This is a genomic window from Qipengyuania gelatinilytica (assembly GCF_019711315.1).
In the GTDB taxonomy this organism is placed as follows: Bacteria; Pseudomonadota; Alphaproteobacteria; order Sphingomonadales; family Sphingomonadaceae; genus Qipengyuania; species Qipengyuania gelatinilytica.
Window position 1 is genome coordinate 885,328 of the sequence record NZ_CP081294.1, and the last position, 17,416, is coordinate 902,743.

Below are 17,416 nucleotides of genomic sequence, written 5' to 3' on the forward strand. Positions count from 1 at the left end.
ACCCCTTGGAAGACCTTGCGGAACCAGCCTTAGCGTTTCCCGCAATCCAATCAATCGGTCGGCAAGGAAAGCGGTTCCCGCGGCGTAGTCCACCATAGCAGCAGGCCTGCCCCGATGATGACCGCAGCACCGGCCAGCGTGGGCAGGTCGGGGACATCGCCGAACCACCACCAGCCCATCAGAGTCGCCACGAGCATCTGCACGTAGGTCATGGGGGCGATCGTGGCAGCGCCTGCCCGCTGGGTCCCGAGATAGACCAGCCAGTGTGCGGTGCTGGCCGTGAGGGCAATCAGGGTGCAGCGGGCGAGAACCGTCCAATCCGGCACGGTCAGCTCGAGGCTCTCAGCTCCGGAAAAATGCCCACCCAGCGCCGCGACGGCCAGCAGGGGAAGCGCGGCAATCTGCATGAAGGCCTGCATCGAAAGCGCGCTACCCTGCCCTGCACTGGCCCGGTTCGCGATGATCATCAGCGCGAAGAACAGGGCCGAGCCGAGCGGCAACAAGGCAACCCAGCCGAGTTCGACCAGGTTCGGCCGCAACACCATCGCGACGCCGCCCAGGGCCGCGAAGGAGGCGATCCACGTGGCGGAGCGCACCTTCTCGCCAAGCAGCGGCCCGCTCAGCAAGGCAACGATGATCGGGGCGACAAAGGCAATCGCCATGACGGTCGCCAGTGGCATGACAAAAACGGCTGAAAAGAAACACAAGGACGCGGCGGCAAGACAGAAGCCTCTTGCGGCCTGGAGCCACGGGTTCTTCGGACGAAAACCCGCAGTCCCTTCATTCAGTTGCAGCAGGAGCGATACGCCGATCGCCCCGATGACGAACCGCAGCGCCGCCGCACCCAGCGGCGAATACTCGCCTGCCATCGTCTTCACCACGGCATCGCCAATGCTCAGGAGCGCAAAGCCGGCAAGGGCCAGCAGGATGCCGCTGCGTTCGGATTGGTGCATCTGGAGGAAAGGCCCGCAAGATCGTGTGAAATCGCGCGCTAACCGCTCCTGCCATGCTTGGCCAGCGGGCGATGCTTTACCGCTTGTTTACCAAACTTCGCCAAGGGTGCTCGCAGACGAAATTCGAGGGGGTCGCAAGTATCATGCATCAGCAGCCGGAGAAGCACTCGTGAATATGCTGAAGCAGGACTTTGCGCCCGCAATCCACGCCGCCAGCGCCGAACCGAGCGTTGCGGTCCTCCTGCCCTGTTACAACGAGGGGCTGGCTATCCGCGCAGTGATCGAGCGGTTCCAGAAGGCGCTGCCGCAGGCGACGATCTACGTCTACGACAACAATTCCTCCGACGATTCCGCTGCGATCGCCCGCGCTGCCGGTGCAGTCGTTCGCAGCGAACCGCGCCAGGGCAAGGGTTTCGTGGTCCGCCGCATGTTCGCGGATATCGATGCCGATATCTACCTGATGTGCGACGCCGACGAGACTTACGAAGCAGAGGCTGCGCCCGCGCTGGTCGACAAGCTGGTCGAGGAAGGGCTCGACATGGTCGTCGGCTCGCGGTCGAACGCGGCGGAAGGCGCCTACCGGCCCGCCCACAAATTCGGCAACTGGATGCTCACCTCGCTGGTGCGCACCATGTTCGGCAACGGCTTCAAGGACATGCTGAGCGGCTATCGCGTCTTCTCGCGCCGCTTCGTGAAGTCGTTCCCCGTGATGGCGCAGGGTTTCGAAATCGAAACCGAACTGACCATCCATGCGCTCCAGCTCGAAATGCCGGCGGCGGAAGTCCCGACACAGTTCTCCGAACGCCCCGAGGGCTCCGAGAGCAAGCTCAATACGATTTCGGACGGCCTGCGTATCCTGTGGACCATTACTGGCCTCCTCAAGCAGGAGCGCCCCCTGTATCTTTACGGGATGATGGCGCTGGGCCTGTTCCTCGCCTCGCTCGTCCTCGGTTTCCCGGTGATCGCCGAATATGTCGAGACCGGCCTCGTGCCGCGCCTGCCCACTGCCCTGCTGGCATCGGGCGTGATGATCCTTGCTTTCCTGAGCCTTTTCAGCGGCTTGATCCTCGACACGGTCACGCGCGGCCGCAAGGAAGCAAAGCGCCTGCGTTACCTGCAGCTGCCGAGCGTGCTGAAGTTCGCCGACGAGCGAAAGCTGATCAAGGCCGCCTGAGCCAGAGCAGCGAAAGCACCGCCAGCGCGCCGCTGGCGATCAGGCCGCTGACCCGCAAGGCAAGCGCAAAGGCCACGAATTCGCCCATGGTCGCAGCATCTGTGACCAGCGTCATCGCGCTCCAGCCCAGCTCGGTAATGCCGAGATTGCCGGGAGTAAGCGCCGCCAGTGCAGACATTTGCACAGCGCCAAATCCCAGCGCGATGGTCTGCCATGGAATCATCGGCAGCAGGAAAATCCCGATACCGAAGGTACGCGCCACGAGCGCGCCATAGCGGAGCGAAGACAGCGCCGTGAGGTGGCCGAGCAGGCGCGGCGCGTCGAGACCGGCCGCCGACCCTGCTTCCACGCTTTGCTTGATCCGGCGCGTGGTCGACCATCGCCGCGGCAGGACAGCAGCCATCCGCGCCGGTCGAAACCGTTCCGGAAGCAGGTAGACCGCGGCCGACGCCAGCGCGAGCGTGGCAGCGAAAGCCAGCACCCCCGCCCAGCCGCCAATCCCGCCGACCAGCAGGGCAAGCGCCGCAATTCCGCCTATGACCAGGGTTACGACATCGAAAACCTGCTCGTATCCGGCGAGGATTGCGCTGCGGCCGAACCCCGCATTGTGCTGCGACTTCATGGCCATGCCGCGCACCGCCGGCCCGGCAATATAGGGCGGGACGATCTGCCCGATCGCGCTGCTTGCCGCAGTATAGGCGAACAGCCGGTCGAATCCCACCGAACGCGCGAGATCCGGCGCGCCTCGCCGCAGGAGCATCTGCCACTTGATCGTGCTGACCAGGACCATCGCGAAGGCGGTCGCGAAAGCGATGGCGCCGATTGCCCAGGGGTGGCGGCCAAGCGATGTCCACACATCCGCCTCGAGAACCGAAAAGCTCGTGAAGAGCCACCAGAGCAAGGCTCCGGCCAGGGCCAGCCCGATCGCCAGGCGCACTAGATTGCGCTTGGGCGGCACCGTATCTGCCGCACCGGTGGATGGAACGCTGCCACTCATTTCAAATCGGGTGCTTCATGCTAGGGCTGCAGGACCGATGCGGATATTGTGCATTTCGAGCTTTTTTCGCGAAGAAGGCGGCGGCGTCGCGCATATGGCGCACCTGCTCGCGCGTGAACTGGCGCGCATGCCCGGAAACGAGGTTACGCTGGCGGCCCATACCGGTGAAGCACAGGCGGGCGACACTTCGGACAAGCCCTATGTCCGAATGCCCATCCGCGCCACCAACTGGTTCGAGAAGCGCCTCGGCGTTCCGCTGCTCATCCCGCATCCGGCAGATGTCAGCGCGCTCAACAAGGCGGCGCGCGAGGCCGACGTCATGCTGGTGCACGACAGCGTCTACCTTTCCAATCTTGCCGCAATTGCCAGTGCGCACCGGCAGACCCCCTCTATCGTGATCAAGCACACGGGCGAGGTAAGGTTTTCCTCGCGCTTCGGTCAACTCGCGTTCTCGGTATTCAACGATCGCGTTGCCCCGCGCATCCTCGGAAACACCGATGCGCTGGCGTTTGTTACCAAGGCGAAGCTGAAGAACTCCAGGCCCGTCCAGGGTCCGCTGGCGACGGTGATCCCCAACGGCATCGACACCGATGTCTTCGCCCCCACCGGCCAGCCGCGCGATGGTTCGCTGCTGTTCGTGGGAAGGTTCGTGGCCAAGAAAGGCATCGAGATCGTGCGCGAAATGGCCCGCTCGATGCCGGACCGACAGTTCGTCCTTGCCGGATACGGGACGATCGACCCGCGCGATTGGGCGCAAAGCAACGTGACTTGTCACTGGCGCCCCGGCCCTGCCGAGCTCGCCCAGCTCTATTCGACCTGTGCCGCCTGCATTCTCCCCGGCGAGACCGAGGGCACCCCGCTTGTCGCGCTCGAGGCACTCGCATGCGAGGCTCCCACGGTTATCGGGCAGCAGGGAGCCGCGCCCGACGCCGAGCTCGACCGGCAGATGGCGCAGCTTCCGGTCGACGTCGAAAACCCGAAAAACACGGCGCGTCTATGGTGCGAGGGGCTGGATGCGGCAATTGCCGCCTCGACGCCCGATCGTGCGGGCATCATCCGCGATTACAGTGCGCAGCGAATGGCGCGCGACTACGCCAAGCTTATCGAGCAGGTGATGGCCAAGCGTTAGTGCTTGACCGGGTGGACACATTCCCTGCCTTCAAGCACCCGGGCCTTCGCATCGAATTCCGGGCTCTCGTCGGGAAGGTTTTCGGCAAGACCGACGGTCTTCAGATCAGCTCGCGTAACGACCGCGATGCTGCCCCTGTCGCACAGCTCGTCCATCTGCGCAGCATCCATTTCGCGGCTCGAGAACATCAGGGGACGGTTCGACAGGTCGGGCAGGTTCCTCACATCGTCCACTGCGTGAGACGGCATCTCGGAATCGACGAGGACGAAGTCTGTCCCCTGCGTGCTCAGCACCTCATAAAGCTTCACATGCGGCTCGATAAACCGGTGCGCGCTCCACCACTGGAAGGGCAGCGCCAGCACAGAGACCAGCGCCAGCGCGATGATACCGCCCTGTGCAGCAGGCTTCTGCGCATCAGGCAGGAGCTTCCAGCCATACCCAGCGAGCAGGCACAGCGGGCCGAGCAGGGCATGCATATAGCGATAGCCCCAGCCATGGCCCTGGTAGGGAAGCAGGATCGCAATCGCGACGATCGTCAGCAAGACGCCTGCCAGAAGTTGCTTGCCCAACGCATCGAGCTTCTTCCAGCCGAACGCGGCAATCAGGAACAGCGGCAGCAGATAGGCAGCGTTCCACGCTATGGCGCGCAGGATATTAACCAGCATGAGCGGGATCATGATCTCGTCGATGCGCAGGAGCGGCAGGACACGTTCGGCGAAAAACCCGCCCGCCCCGGCCGCACTACCGGAGGCCGCGCGCTCAAGCCCGAGCGAGTCCACCACCAGGACCGGGTAGGAGAACCAGAACAGCAGGGCAGCGGCGTAAGTGACCGCATAGGTCGCAAACAGGCCGAAGCGGCGCTGCCACAATAGGCCGAGCAGGATCGGACCGGCGAAAAGCGGGTGGAAGACCGGCTGGTGCAGGCCCAGCGCGAAGAAGCCCACCACGATCGCCCCCGCGTGACCCACAACTCCGCCGCGCAGGAAAAGCGAAAGCCAGATGATGTTGAAAACCAGGTGCCCGGTCATCGCATAATTGGTCATGGCATTGGTCATGACCTGCGCCGACAGGAGATATGTCAGCATCACGATCCAGACCGCCCGACTATTGTCCGGGAAGATCCGACGGGCGAGGCCCCACAGGACCACCAGCCCGATCGCGACGAGGATCGGGTTCATCAGCGCGGGATCCGCGAACATCCCGAAACCGGTGCGCATCATCGCGTTGATCGGCAGGTAAGCAGAAGCCATGGCTTGCCAGCCGTCGGCCGTGATCAGGAAGTTCGGTACCAGCGGTTCTCCGAAGCCCGCCCATTCTTCAGGCAAGGCGAAACCGAGCCGTCCGGATGCGAAATTGGCCCCGTCGAACACGACCATATGCTCGTCGCGGGTCAGCGGGTAATCGAGCATGATCAGGTGCGTACCAGCCCAAAGGAGCGGCACCAGGACGAGAGCCACGATCCAGATCGTGCGGGTCGAAGGCAGCTTTTCCGGCAGCTTCCAGCCCGGCTGGCGCCAGATCAGCAGGCCCATCACCGAGGCAATCGCGAGAATGACCGGCAGGTCCTGCGTGCGAAGATAAAACTTCGGAATCGAATTGATACCGGCGATCGGCAACATCGCCAGACCCGCCAGAACCATCGCTATTGCAGAGCGCGAAAGCGCCCAGTTCCAGTCCAACCCCTTGTTATCGCTCATCAAGACCCCGTTCGACCCGGCATTCCCGCTGCCGGCTTGCCATTCCCTCGTGACGATACCCCCGCATATTGAACGCGCAATCGCCTTTAGGAAAAAATCAAGGTTTCCAACTTATTCACCATTCCTACCAAGACGGGGTTTGTCACTTTCTGGCAGCTATTCCCCGTCACCGAACAATACCTTCTGGGGGTTTAGGGCATGAGTGCATTCGGACGGAAAAACGGGTCGGCGGGCATGTCTGCCGGTGCGCGTCCGCAATTCGGCGTTGCGCGCCCGATGCGCGGCGGCGGTTCCTCGTCGGACGAGGAATCGGGCGATCAGAAGAAAGACGGCGGCGAACAGTTCCCGCCCCTCCCGCAGGATGCTGCCCCCGCTCCGGGCGCAGGTGGCTCGGGCAAGAATGCCGATGCCATGGCGCGCCTTTCGGAGCGCATGAACGCCACTCACCAGACCGAAGGCGAAGTCGGCGGCTTCGAGGCATCCGTTCACAAGATCAAGGAACAGGTGCTGCCGCGCCTGCTCGAACGCGTCGATCCGGAAGCCGCAGCAACGCTGTCCAAGGATGAGCTGTCGGAAGAATTCCGCCCGATCATCATGGAAGTGCTGGCCGAGCTGAAAGTCACGCTCAACCGCCGCGAACAGTTCGCGCTCGAAAAGGTCCTCGTCGACGAACTGCTCGGCTTCGGTCCGCTGGAAGAGCTGCTGAACGATCCCGACGTGTCGGACATCATGGTCAACGGACCGGACCAGACCTACATCGAAAAGAAGGGCAAGCTCGTCATTGCTCCGATCCGCTTCCGCGACGAACAGCACCTGTTCCAGATTGCGCAGCGCATCGTGAACCAGGTCGGCCGCCGCGTCGACCAGACCACCCCGCTCGCCGACGCCCGTCTCAAGGACGGCAGCCGTGTGAACGTCATCGTGCCGCCGCTTTCGCTGCGCGGTACTGCAATCTCGATCCGTAAGTTCTCCGAGAAGCCGATCACGCTCGACATGCTCCAGGGCTTCGGCTCGATGAGCGAGAAGATGTGTACCGCGCTCAAGATTGCCGGCGCCTGCCGGATGAACATCGTTATCTCGGGCGGTACGGGTTCTGGTAAGACGACCATGCTCAACGCGCTGTCGAAAATGATCGACCCGGGCGAGCGCGTTCTCACCATCGAGGACGCCGCCGAACTTCGCCTGCAGCAGCCGCACTGGCTTCCGCTGGAAACGCGTCCGCCGAACCTTGAAGGCCAGGGCGCCATCACCATCGGCGACCTCGTGAAGAACGCCCTGCGTATGCGTCCTGACCGCATCATCCTGGGCGAAATCCGCGGCGCGGAATGTTTCGACCTTCTTGCTGCCATGAACACGGGCCACGATGGCTCCATGTGTACGCTTCACGCCAACAGCCCGCGCGAATGCCTCGGCCGTATGGAAAACATGATCCTGATGGGCGACATCAAGATCCCGAAGGAAGCCATCAGCCGCCAGATCGCCGAATCGGTCGATCTGATCGTGCAGGTGAAGCGCCTTCGCGACGGTTCGCGCCGCACCACCGACATCACCGAGGTGATCGGCATGGAAGGCGACGTGATCGTGACGCAGAACCTGTTCAAGTTCGAGTATCTGGACGAGAGCGAGGACGGCAAGATCCTTGGCGAGTTCCGCTCCTCGGGCCTGCGTCCCTACACGCTGGAAAAGGCACGCCAGTTCGGCTTCGACCAGGCGTATCTGGAAGCCTGCCTCTAAGGCATCAGCCGCGAATTATGCCCGGTACAGCGACGGCCAGCAGGCCGCCGCCTACCACCATGAAGGTCAAAAACAGGCCGGTCCAAGGTATCCAGCCGACGCTGTCGATCCGCGCGCGCTCCATGCGCCTTCGCTCCATAAGCAGCGCAAATCCTGCCAAAAGCAGGAATACGGCGCCCCACATGCCGAGCCAATCGGCATCGCTGGCAAAGGTCAGGAAATCGTGCATCGCGCGGCGATATGGGTGATCGCGCCCTTCCTGCCAAGCTGGCGTTAAGGGAACCGCGCTAATATCCACTCGTTCTATCCCGGCGAACGTCCGATTCTCGGGCTCTTCGGGAAGGAAGTATCATGATCAAGAAACTGCTTATCGCCTTCGGAATTACCACCATGAGCCTCAGCGCAGCTGCCTGCAATACCGTTCGAGGCGCAGCCGAGGACGTCGAATCCGTAGCCGACGCCGTTGACAAAGAAACCTGACGTTTTCCGGCATCATAGAGCCGAAATGAAAAAGGGAGTCCGTTGATCGGGCTCCCTTTTTCGTATGCGGTCAGCAGGTAGAACATCCGAGGATACGAAGGTCGGTGTGGTCGTAGATCTCCTGCACAATCATGAACACGAGCGTACTTGATCCCGAGCCAGTCCCGCTTTGTCCATGGACCCAGCCCCAGCCTGTGTTCCCCTGGACGACACCGGCGCCACTATCGCCAGGTCGAACGATGGTTTTACCATTTGGTTCAGTGAGGTAGTACATGTAGCCCCCATAGCGCCAGACGCGCGAACCGACAGTGCCACATGTCCAGCTGGTTTTCCGGCCGAACTTGCAAAACGTCTGGCCATAAGTAGGCGCGCCACTGCCGCGTGCCTTGATCGGCACGCTTTGTGACCCATCCCAGTAATATGCCCTGATCGCATCATCGGTTTCGCGAAGCGTGTGCCATTGAATATCCATTCCAAGGTCAAGGCGCTGGCTGATGAAATTCAGGCGACTTCCTCCCGGCTCACCGTAAGCCCGGTCTTGGTAGATATTGAACTCGTGGCGAGCCGTGTCGTCGTTACAGTGGCCTGCAGTGGTGGTGTATTTCGTGCCGGACGAATCGATGACCGAGAGACCAATCGTACACTGGCTGTGACTGCCCGTCTCGGCATTCCAGGTCGACCCCGAGATCGCATTTTCCGAGAGCGTGATTGCCATTTCGGGCCTGAATATGATCTTGAGTTCATCGATCGGAATGGCTCCACGCAAAGCCGCTTCTATCTGTGCGTCTTCTTTATCGTTCACGTAAATCACACCGTCGACAGGATCGAATGCTATCGAGTTTATCTCCGGGAATGAGCGCGTGGTCGCGCGAATTCCATTTTCGATCTTGGCAGCCTCTCTCGCGCTGTATCGCGCCTCACCAACTTCGAACTGGATAGAAGCGGGCAATCCAGCGGTCGCGCGACGAAATTCCGATTGATCTGGCGCGGAATCGAAATGCGCAATGATCTTCGCGGGGCCCGCGAATGTCAGCCGGGCGAAATTATCAGGAAACGCCGATTCCAAGCGGTTTTGCAATTCCGGCAGAACTGCCTGAGTGCGCACCCGTTGACTGCCTCGCCGATGGATATCCCCTCTTGGCGTGAGATTTCACGAGCAGTGGATGCTTCGAGATCTGCTCCCATCACCGCTGTTGCTTCACCTTCCTGCGCCGCCGTATCCGGCAGATTTACTTGCGCCATTCCGGGTGTGACCGCCGCGCCAGTCGATAGAAGCGCAATTGCTAAGTTTCTGATTAGTTTCATTTCCTATCTCCTCAACCCGTCGCCGACTGAAGGGATGAAAGGAAATTCTGTTCCTTAATCACGTTAAGGCGAGAAGAAATTAGGGTAAAATGATTATTTCCGAACTGAATTAACAGTATAATTATCGCATTCTCATAATTTTACTGCACATAACTATGCAGTCCTGCAGTAAATTAAGATCAAGTTATTTGCAGGCATTTCAACCCGGAATGTTCGTTCGAATCCCGTGCGCGCAGCGATCGCGTCCATATCAGCGACCTTGCGGATGCCCCACTGCGGATTGCGCGCCTTGAGGCTCTCGTCGAATGCCAGATTGGAAGGCGCAGGCTCGACCTCGTCTTCGAAATAGGGACCGTAGAGGATGAGCGGCGCATTCACCGCAAGAACCCTCGCAGCACCTGCGAACAGTCCCTCCGTTGCTTCCCAGGGGCTGATGTGGGTCATGTTGATGCACACCACGGCATCGGCGCGTTCGACCGGCCAATCGGGGGCGCGTGCATCGATCTGGAGGGGTGGTTCGAGGGTGTCGAGACCAGCCTCCTTTGCCCATTCGGCGATCGACGCGAGCGCATCAATATCGGGATCGCTCGGCTGCCAAGAGATGTGCGGGAAGCGGCGCGCCATAAAGACCGCGTGTTCTCCGCTGCCGCTGGCGATTTCCAGCACCAGTCCTTCAGCCGGCAATTCCCTGGCGAGAACTTCGGCAATTGGTTCGGAATTGCGCGCCGTGGCGGGCGCGTGACGTTTCAATTCACCTGCCTCTCACGCCCTTCCCAATAGGGCGCGCGCAGGTCCTTGCGCAGGATCTTGCCACTGGCATTGCGCGGCATCACGTCGATCACGTCGATACTCTTGGGGACCTTGAACCCGGCCAGCCGTTCCCTGGTCCATTCGATGATCGAAGCTTCGTCCACTTCCTCGCCCGGCTTGGCGACGATGCAGGCCTTCACCGCCTCGCCCCAGGTCTCGTCGGGAACGCCGATCACGGCGACTTCGGCGATCGCTGGGTGGCCGTAGATCGCGCTTTCGACCTGCGCCGGATAGACGTTCTCGCCGCCAGAAATGATCATGTCCTTGATCCGGTCCTGGATGAAGACATAGCCGTCTTCGTCCATGTAGGCGGCGTCACCGGTATGCATCCAGCCGTCCTTGAGCGAGCTTTGCGTCGCGTCCGGCAAGTTCCAGTAACCGGCCATGTTTGACGGGCTCTTGCAGATCAATTCGCCCACTTCTCCGCGCGGTAGTTCCTCGCCGTCCTCGCCGATCACCTTGAGTTCTGCACCGGGCACGGCCTTGCCCGCAGACTTCATCCGCTGGTTGCCTTCGAGCGAATGGTCTTCGGGCGGAAGCGCAGCAATGGTGCCGGTCGTCTCCGTCATCCCGTAGCACTGCATGAAGCCCGCTTCGGGAATTGTGCGCACCGCCTCGCGGAGCAGGTCCAGCGGGATCGGCGCAGCGCCGTACATGACGTATTTCACCGCCGACATATCGGTCGTCTTGGCACGCGGATGCTGGACGACCATCTGTAGCGCTGCCGGCACGATGAACAGGCGGGTGATCCCCTGCTCGAACGCATCGAGCACGCCATCGGGAGTAAATTCCTCCTGCACGATCGCGCGGATGCCCGCCCCCATCGCCATGATACCGAGCCCCGTACCGCCGATATGCGCGCAGGGCATGCAGACGAGAATCGCCTCGCCCTCGTCGAAGAAGGACCACGGCTGCCCCTCTTCCTTGCTCGGCACGCGGAGCGAGAAGAGATTGCGATTGGTCAGGACCGCGCCCTTGGGATTACCAGTCGTGCCCGAGGTATAGAGCTGCAGGACGGCGTCATCCGGACCTGCAGCGGCAAATTCGGCAGCCGGTGACGCATCGATCTCCGAAAGGCCCGCCGGAGTGGTCAGGACCTCGGGCGGACTGTCCATCTGGCCGCATGCCTTTTCTGCCATTTCCTCGAAGCCTTCTCCCAGGAACAGAAGCTTCGCAGCAGTATCGCCAAGGATATAGGCGATCTCGGGCGCGGCGAGGCGCCAACCGATCGGCACCATCACAACACCTACGCGCGCGGCGGAATAAAAAAGTTCGAAGTAGTGCCGCGAATTCTTGCCGAGCCAGGCTATCCGGTCGCCCTTCCCCACGCCGTGGGAGGCGAGCATGGCGATGATCTTGCGGCTGCGTTCTTCGAAATCCGAGAAGTTAATCGCTTCATCGCCCTGCTCCAGAACGATGTGATCGGGTCGCTCGGCCGCCCAGTGGCGGACGAAGGCATCGAATGACAGCTTCGGCTCGTCGGTCATGTGTGGCTCTCTCCTCTGCGTGCATCATGCCACGCATGGAAAAGAGCACAAGCGGCCTATTGCCAGCGGCCACCTTCGCGCGCGCGCCGCTCACGAAGCAAGAGCCAGATAAACAAGCCCAGCGGCCCAGCCATGAAAGTCGCCAGCAGGATCGGCGCCTGCACGATGCGCGAAAAGCCCTTCGCATCGGCGTCGCGGGCGATCCAGATGCCGACGAAGAGGTCGAAAGCGAGGTAGTGGATCCAGCCGATGGTCACTCCGCCATCGCTGGCGAAGATCGCGCGGACGCCTTCAATCGAACCGAAGTCCATCGATGCCCCCGTGCCTCCGACCTGGTCGATGGTGCCGGTAAGGATGCCGATCAGGCCGATGGAATAGGCGCCGCACAGCAGCCCGACCCCAAGATAGAGGGCAGCCGCCATCAGGGCGGGCCAGCGCGGCAGCAGGATAAGCGCCGCCCACATCACCAGCGCGAGGATATTGGCTGCGCTGAATGCTATCGACCACATGGTGTGTCCCCTCAGTCGTTCACGAGTTGCGGGAGCGTGCGCGCCGCGCGGATGATCGCGTCATTGTCATGCACAAACCTTCCGCGCGCCGCCCGCTTCGACAGTGAGAGAGCGGCCTGCGCCACAGTTTCGGCCTTGATACCGCGATATTGGCGAAGCTTGCCATGCATCAAGAGGTTGGCAACCGGCGCGACCGCGATACCGAAGCGCTCGCCCGGTCGGCGGTCGTTCTCGCGATTGCCCAGAAGCAGGCCGGGCCGCAGGATATCGAGCCGGTTGAACCGCATGCGCGTCAGCTCGCGTTCGACCTCGCCTTTGACCTTGAGGTAGAATGTCTTCGATGCCGGGTCCGCCCCGGCAGAACTGATTGCGACGAAACGTTCGACGCCGAATTCCTTGGCCGCTCTTGCCGTATCGAGTACGATTGTCTCGTCGACCGCCCTGAAAGCGGCTTCGTCCTCGCCAGCCTTCTTCCATGTCGTGCCCAGCGAACAGATCATCGCCTTGGGACGGATCGCCTCCAGCACTTCGCCCCATTTGGACGGCTCGGCCACGAAGTATTCGATCCTCAGGCCCCGCGGAAACTTCGCCTCGCTCCGGCCGATTCCCTGTATGCGGATATCCTCGCGGCCGACGCATTCGCGCATCACCTCGCCGCCGATCAGGCCGGTGGCACCGACGAGGCACAGGCGCAGCGCATCAGACATTGGACAGCCCCTCGGGCGTCTTGCCGTAGATCCTGCGGCACTGGTCGATGGCGAAACGGTCCGTCATCCCAGCGATGAAATCGGCGATGTGCCGGCTCGTGTGCGGCTCGCCTGCGGGCAGCTGCTCCGCCCAGCCATTGGGCATGATCTTCGGATCGTCGCGATAAGCTTCGAAAAGGCGAGCGACGACATCACGCGCGCGCTCCGACGTCTGGATCTGCTCCGGATGATAATAGAGCCGCTCGTACATGAACTTCTTCAATCGTCTTTCTTCGGCAGCCATGTCCGGCGAGAAGCCCGCCGTCTGCTCGCCCGCTCTCCTCGCCTCGTCGGCGCTGGTCATGCCTTTGACCCGTGCGCGCGTGTTTTCAAGCACGTCGTTGACCATAAGCCCGATCTGGCTCCGCACGAGCTCTCGCAGCTGGATCTCCCGCGCGGCATGGGGGAAGCGCTTCTCGACCCGGCGGAACTGGTCGGCGAGGAGGTCCAGCTCCATCAGGTCGTCGAGCGAGAGGAAACCAGCCCTCAGGCCATCGTCGATGTCGTGATTGTCATAGGCGATGTCGTCGGCAACCGCCGCAACCTGCGCTTCGAGCGACGGCCATTGATCCAGTTCGAGGCTGAATGCGTCGTCGATCTCGGCAAGCGCCCAGTTCATCGTCTTAACCGGACCATTGTGCTTGGCCATCCCTTCCAGCATCTCCCAGGTGAGATTGAGGCCGGGATGGTCCGGATAGGGGCTTTCGAGCCGCGCCAGCACACGGATGCCATGCGCATTGTGGTCATAGCCACCGGCATGCGTCATCGCTTCTTCGAGCGCTTCCTCGCCAGCATGTCCGAAGGGGGGGTGGCCGATGTCGTGGGCAAGGCACAGGGCCTCGGTCAAATCCTCGTCGAGGCCTAGCTCGCGCGCGATCACCCTGCCGATCTGCGCCACTTCCAGGCTGTGGGTGAGCCGGGTGCGGTAGTGATCGCCATCGGGCGCCACGAAAACCTGTGTCTTGGAACGCAGGCGGCGGAAGGCAATCGAGTGGATGATCCGGTCGCGGTCGCGCTGGAATTCGCTGCGCGGACCGCGCGCACCGTCGCGATCTTCGGCAAACTCGCGTCCGCGCGAAGCGGCGGGATCGGCAGCGTAAGGGGCTCTTTCCATGCGGGAGAGAGGCTTAGGTCAGGCGATTCATGCCGACAACGTGAACGAATAGCGAACTTGCGGGCTTTTCGTCAGAACGCTCGCTGTGAGCGGGCAAAGTAAAGGGCCGCGCGTCCTGAAACGCGCGGCCCTTCGTAACTGCGACCCCGAGGGTCTTAGTTGATACCGATGGTATCCGGGTTGCCGTCCGGATCGCCGTTGACGGTACCACCGCTACGGATCGAACCGAGCAGCAGCAGGCCTGCTGCATGCGGGCTTGCCATCGAGGTACCCGAAAGGGTGGCGTAGCCGCCGTCCTTGTAGGTCGACAGGATGCCCGAGCCCGGCTCTGCATAGTCGACCGGCGGGTTGCCGTAGTTCGAGAAGCTCGACCAGTTGTCGCCCTGTGCAAACGAGCTGATCGTGTAGATGTTCGGGTGGTTGGCCGACGCAGGCGACTTGGTCGTCGCACTGGTGCTTTCGTTACCCGCAGCAAGTGCGAACTCGAGGCCGCCCTGTGCTGCCGCGATCACGGCATCGTTCAGCGCCTGGCTGAAGCCGCCGCCGAGCGACATGTTGGCAACGTCGTTCGCGTTGGCGATCGAAGCGGCATATTCGATGCCTGCGATCACACCGCTGGTCGAACCCGAACCGCGACGGTCGAGAACCTTGATACCGATCACTTCGACGCCCGGAGCAACACCGATCACGCCGATGCTGTTGTCGATCGCCGCAATCGTACCGGCGACGTGCGTGCCGTGGCCATTGCCGTCGTCTGCGTTCTTGTCACGCGTGAAGTTGACCGAAAGGCCCGCATTCACGTTGAGATCGGGATGGTCGAGATCGACACCGCTGTCGATGACGAGCGCACGACCGGTCGCGCCGGTCTGGCCACCACCAACGCGTTCGATACCCCAAGGCGTGGTCTGCGCGGGGCTGGAACCGCCGCCATCACCACCGCCGCCAGGGCCCTTGCCCGGAGGCGGAGCGGAGACGTTGTAGACCTGCTCCTGCTCGCAATAGGCGATGCGCGGGTTCTTCGCCTGCATGTTGGCGACACCCTGTGCCGAAGCGTTGACCGCGAAACCGCGAATGGTGCGTTCGTAGGTAAACTTGACATTGCCACCGGCAGCGCGAGCCGAGCGGCTGGCTTCTGCCTTGACCTGACCCTGGCTCACGAGGCCGGGGTTGAAGACGCAGACGTACTGGTTTTCGATCTTCTGTGCTGCGGCAGGCGTAGCAACAGCAGCTCCCGCAAGCGCGACGAGGCTTACAGTCGCGAGGCGACCCATATTCATTTTCATATTTGCAGTCCCTTCCCAGAGAAATGAGGATTGGGAACATGCCGAACGAAAATCGAGACGCAAGCCCGTTAAGGCTAGTTTTCGCAGGAAAATTTCAGACCGTCACCGAAATGTCGCAATTATACAATCTGGGTTGCAATCCGAGATTGATTTAAGTTGCTTCGAGCATCCAATCGGCCGCCGCGCGGCAGTGGATATCGGTGGAATCGAACACCGGCAGGACGTTGGCATCGGTATCCACCACCATCTCCAGTTCGGTGCAGGCAAGGACGATGGCTTTCGCCCCTTCCTTTTCCTTCATCGTGATGATGGTCTTGAGCGCGCGCTCCGCATCGCGGGTCACGCGGCCGAGCATCAGTTCCTTGTAGATGATGCCGTCGACCAGTTCGACGTCCTGCGGATCGGGCGGCAGCAAGTCGACGCCGTGGGACACCAGCCGCTGGCGATAGAAGCCTTCGGTCATGATGTAGCGCGTACCGAGCAGTGCGGCGTTCTCGCACTTCGCTTCCTGCATGGCCTTGCCAACGCTGTCAGCGATGTGGAGGACGGGGATGGAGATCGCCTCAGCCACCCGGTCGTAGCACTTGTGCATCGTGTTGGCCGCGATCAGGAGGCCTTGCGCTCCGGCGGTTTCCAGCCTGCGCGCACTGTCGACGAGGATGCTGGCGACTTCGTCCCAGTCGTCTGACTGCTTGGCCTGGTAGATCCGCGAATAGTCGAGGCTTTCGATCAGCATCGGCGCGCTGGCCATCGGCTGGCCGCGCTTCTGCACCTGCTTGTTGATCCGCTCGTAAAACGCGCGGGTGGAAATCCAGCTCATCCCGCCGATGAGTCCCAATGTGCGCAAGCCCGCGCTCCTTCCTGATCTTTTCTATGCCGCCCAGTTGCGGCCCCTCATGTTCAAGGGGTTAGAACGGCCTCGGCAGGCGGCAGTTCCATGGATTGTTCCATTGGTGCCATGCGGATTTCCGAAAGCCATACCATGAGGTCGGTCGCGCTGCGCTCAGACGCTTCCTCCATCGGGATGTGACCGATACCGTCATAGGCGACCAGCGTCGCATCGGGGAGGTGATCCATGTACCAGCCCGCAGCTTCGAACGGGATCAGGGCATCCTCCTTGCCCCACATGACCATCGTGGGAACCCTGATGCCCGATATCTCCTGCTCGTCGAAGCTGGTACGCGGAGTGGAGAAGCGCTTGCGCGTGGCCGAGCGATTGCCGGGATAGCGCGCCATTTCCCAATAGCGGTCGACGGCCTCGTCGGTGACGATGTCCTGGTTGCTGACGCTTTGCGATAGGCTTTTCTGGACCAGCGAACGCGGAAGCAGCTGGCTCATGAGGTCGCCGACCACCGGCCATCCTGCCAGCGTGAAGGCGATATTGCCGCCACCTTCGCGCCGGATCGGGGCTCCCGCTGCATCGACCAGCACCAGCGCATCGAGCCGTCCGGGGTTTTCGATCGCGTATCCGGCTGCGATCCAGCCACCCATCGAATTGCCGGCAAGGGTGAAGGTGCGAATACCGAGGGCATCGGCAACCGCATCGACATCGGCCGTGAAGCCCTGGAGCGAATAATCGTCATCGCTTGCGGGGCCGGTCAGGCCGTGGCCGCGCTGGTCGTAGCGCACGATGCGGTAATCATCGCGCAGCAGCTCGGTCCATTCCTGCCACGTATGCAGGTCGGCATTCGATCCGTGGAGCAGCATGATGACCGGCGCATCGCGCGGCCCCTCGTCGCGGACGTGGATTTCGCGGCCGTCGGCAAGTTCGAGGAATTGCGACGGCTCGCCTGCGTATTTCGCGCGCATTTCTTCAGGGTCGGTATCGGGCACGCGAAACGCGAAGAAGGCGATGACAAGCACCGCAGCCAGAATACCCAGAATTCGCCAGACCCATTTCATCGCCCGTCTCCCGCAAAGCGTTTCCGGCAGGATGGAACACATGGAACACGGTTCAAAGCGAAAAATCCACGCCTTGAAACTGAGCCGGACGTGCGC

At 61.9% G+C, this 17,416-nt stretch carries 17 protein-coding genes; 4 read left to right on the plus strand and 13 right to left on the minus strand.

Annotation, left to right across the window (positions count from 1 at the left end):
* Positions 1-50 precede the first annotated feature (50 nt).
* Positions 51-953: a DMT family transporter gene (locus K3136_RS04415; RefSeq protein WP_221431687.1), complete on the minus strand. Its 903-nt coding sequence runs from the start codon at positions 951-953 to the stop codon at positions 51-53.
* Positions 954-1,128: 175 nt separating this feature from the next.
* Between K3136_RS04415 and K3136_RS04420 the strand changes: the two genes are divergently transcribed.
* Positions 1,129-2,127, plus strand: a complete 999-nt coding sequence (locus K3136_RS04420; RefSeq protein ID WP_221432211.1) for a glycosyltransferase family 2 protein — start codon at positions 1,129-1,131, stop codon at positions 2,125-2,127.
* Here K3136_RS04420 and K3136_RS04425 read toward each other — a convergent pair.
* On the minus strand, positions 2,114-3,124 hold the full coding sequence (locus tag K3136_RS04425) for a lysylphosphatidylglycerol synthase transmembrane domain-containing protein (protein ID WP_221431688.1): 1,011 nt from the start codon (positions 3,122-3,124) through the stop codon (positions 2,114-2,116). The genes K3136_RS04420 and K3136_RS04425 overlap by 14 nt on opposite strands.
* Positions 3,125-3,161: 37 nt before the next feature.
* On the opposite strand from K3136_RS04425, the gene K3136_RS04430 reads away from it, so the two are divergent.
* Entirely contained in the window at positions 3,162-4,253 is a 1,092-nt protein-coding gene (locus tag K3136_RS04430) for a glycosyltransferase family 4 protein (protein WP_221431689.1), read from the plus strand.
* Here the strand turns inward: K3136_RS04430 and K3136_RS04435 are convergent.
* A complete protein-coding gene (locus K3136_RS04435) occupies positions 4,250-5,950 on the minus strand; it encodes a hypothetical protein (protein ID WP_221431690.1) in 1,701 nt (566 codons plus the stop codon). The two genes, K3136_RS04430 and K3136_RS04435, sit on opposite strands and share 4 nt — an antisense overlap.
* A 198-nt stretch (positions 5,951-6,148) precedes the next feature.
* Between K3136_RS04435 and K3136_RS04440 the strand changes: the two genes are divergently transcribed.
* Entirely contained in the window at positions 6,149-7,684 is a 1,536-nt protein-coding gene (locus K3136_RS04440; RefSeq protein WP_221431691.1) for a TadA family conjugal transfer-associated ATPase, read from the plus strand.
* A gap of 4 nt (positions 7,685-7,688) precedes the next feature.
* Here K3136_RS04440 and K3136_RS04445 read toward each other — a convergent pair whose 3' ends face one another.
* Positions 7,689-7,913, minus strand: a complete 225-nt coding sequence (locus K3136_RS04445) for a hypothetical protein (protein WP_221431692.1) — start codon at positions 7,911-7,913, stop codon at positions 7,689-7,691.
* Positions 7,914-8,035: 122 nt separating this feature from the next.
* Here K3136_RS04445 and K3136_RS14115 point away from each other — a divergent pair, with 122 nt between their 5' ends.
* The gene (locus K3136_RS14115) at positions 8,036-8,164 is read left to right on the plus strand and encodes a hypothetical protein (RefSeq protein WP_282100024.1); all 129 of its coding nucleotides are present in this window, start codon (positions 8,036-8,038) and stop codon (positions 8,162-8,164) included.
* A 70-nt stretch (positions 8,165-8,234) separates the two neighbouring features.
* Here the strand turns inward: K3136_RS14115 and K3136_RS04450 are convergent, their stop codons facing one another.
* The 9 genes from K3136_RS04450 to K3136_RS04490 form a co-directional block, all read right to left on the minus strand.
* Positions 8,235-9,269: a S1 family peptidase gene (locus K3136_RS04450; RefSeq protein ID WP_221431693.1), complete on the minus strand. Its 1,035-nt coding sequence runs from the start codon at positions 9,267-9,269 to the stop codon at positions 8,235-8,237.
* 353 nt (positions 9,270-9,622) lie between these two features.
* Positions 9,623-10,219, minus strand: a complete 597-nt coding sequence (locus K3136_RS04455; protein ID WP_221431694.1) for a DUF938 domain-containing protein — start codon at positions 10,217-10,219, stop codon at positions 9,623-9,625.
* A complete protein-coding gene (locus K3136_RS04460) occupies positions 10,216-11,766 on the minus strand; it encodes a long-chain-fatty-acid--CoA ligase (RefSeq protein WP_221431695.1) in 1,551 nt (516 codons plus the stop codon). The genes K3136_RS04455 and K3136_RS04460 overlap by 4 nt, the downstream gene beginning before the upstream one ends.
* A 56-nt stretch (positions 11,767-11,822) precedes the next feature.
* On the minus strand, positions 11,823-12,275 hold the full coding sequence (locus K3136_RS04465; RefSeq protein ID WP_221431696.1) for an ABA4-like family protein: 453 nt from the start codon (positions 12,273-12,275) through the stop codon (positions 11,823-11,825).
* Between the two features lie 11 nt (positions 12,276-12,286).
* The gene (locus K3136_RS04470; RefSeq protein WP_221431697.1) at positions 12,287-12,982 is read right to left on the minus strand and encodes an NAD(P)H-binding protein; all 696 of its coding nucleotides are present in this window, start codon (positions 12,980-12,982) and stop codon (positions 12,287-12,289) included.
* Positions 12,975-14,135: a deoxyguanosinetriphosphate triphosphohydrolase gene (locus K3136_RS04475; protein WP_221431698.1), complete on the minus strand. Its 1,161-nt coding sequence runs from the start codon at positions 14,133-14,135 to the stop codon at positions 12,975-12,977. Before K3136_RS04475 ends, K3136_RS04470 begins: the two co-directional genes overlap by 8 nt.
* 155 nt (positions 14,136-14,290) lie before the next feature.
* Positions 14,291-15,418, minus strand: coding sequence for a S8 family serine peptidase (locus tag K3136_RS04480; protein ID WP_247711432.1), 1,128 nt, complete (start codon positions 15,416-15,418; stop codon positions 14,291-14,293).
* Between the two features lie 151 nt (positions 15,419-15,569).
* Positions 15,570-16,265 carry an aspartate/glutamate racemase family protein gene (locus tag K3136_RS04485; protein ID WP_221431699.1) on the minus strand — a complete coding sequence of 232 codons (696 nt, stop codon included), beginning with the start codon at positions 16,263-16,265 and terminating at the stop codon, positions 15,570-15,572.
* 53 nt (positions 16,266-16,318) lie between these two features.
* Complete coding sequence (locus K3136_RS04490) at positions 16,319-17,320, minus strand: alpha/beta fold hydrolase (RefSeq protein WP_221431700.1); 1,002 nt, start codon at positions 17,318-17,320, stop codon at positions 16,319-16,321.
* Positions 17,321-17,416: the final 96 nt, after the last annotated feature.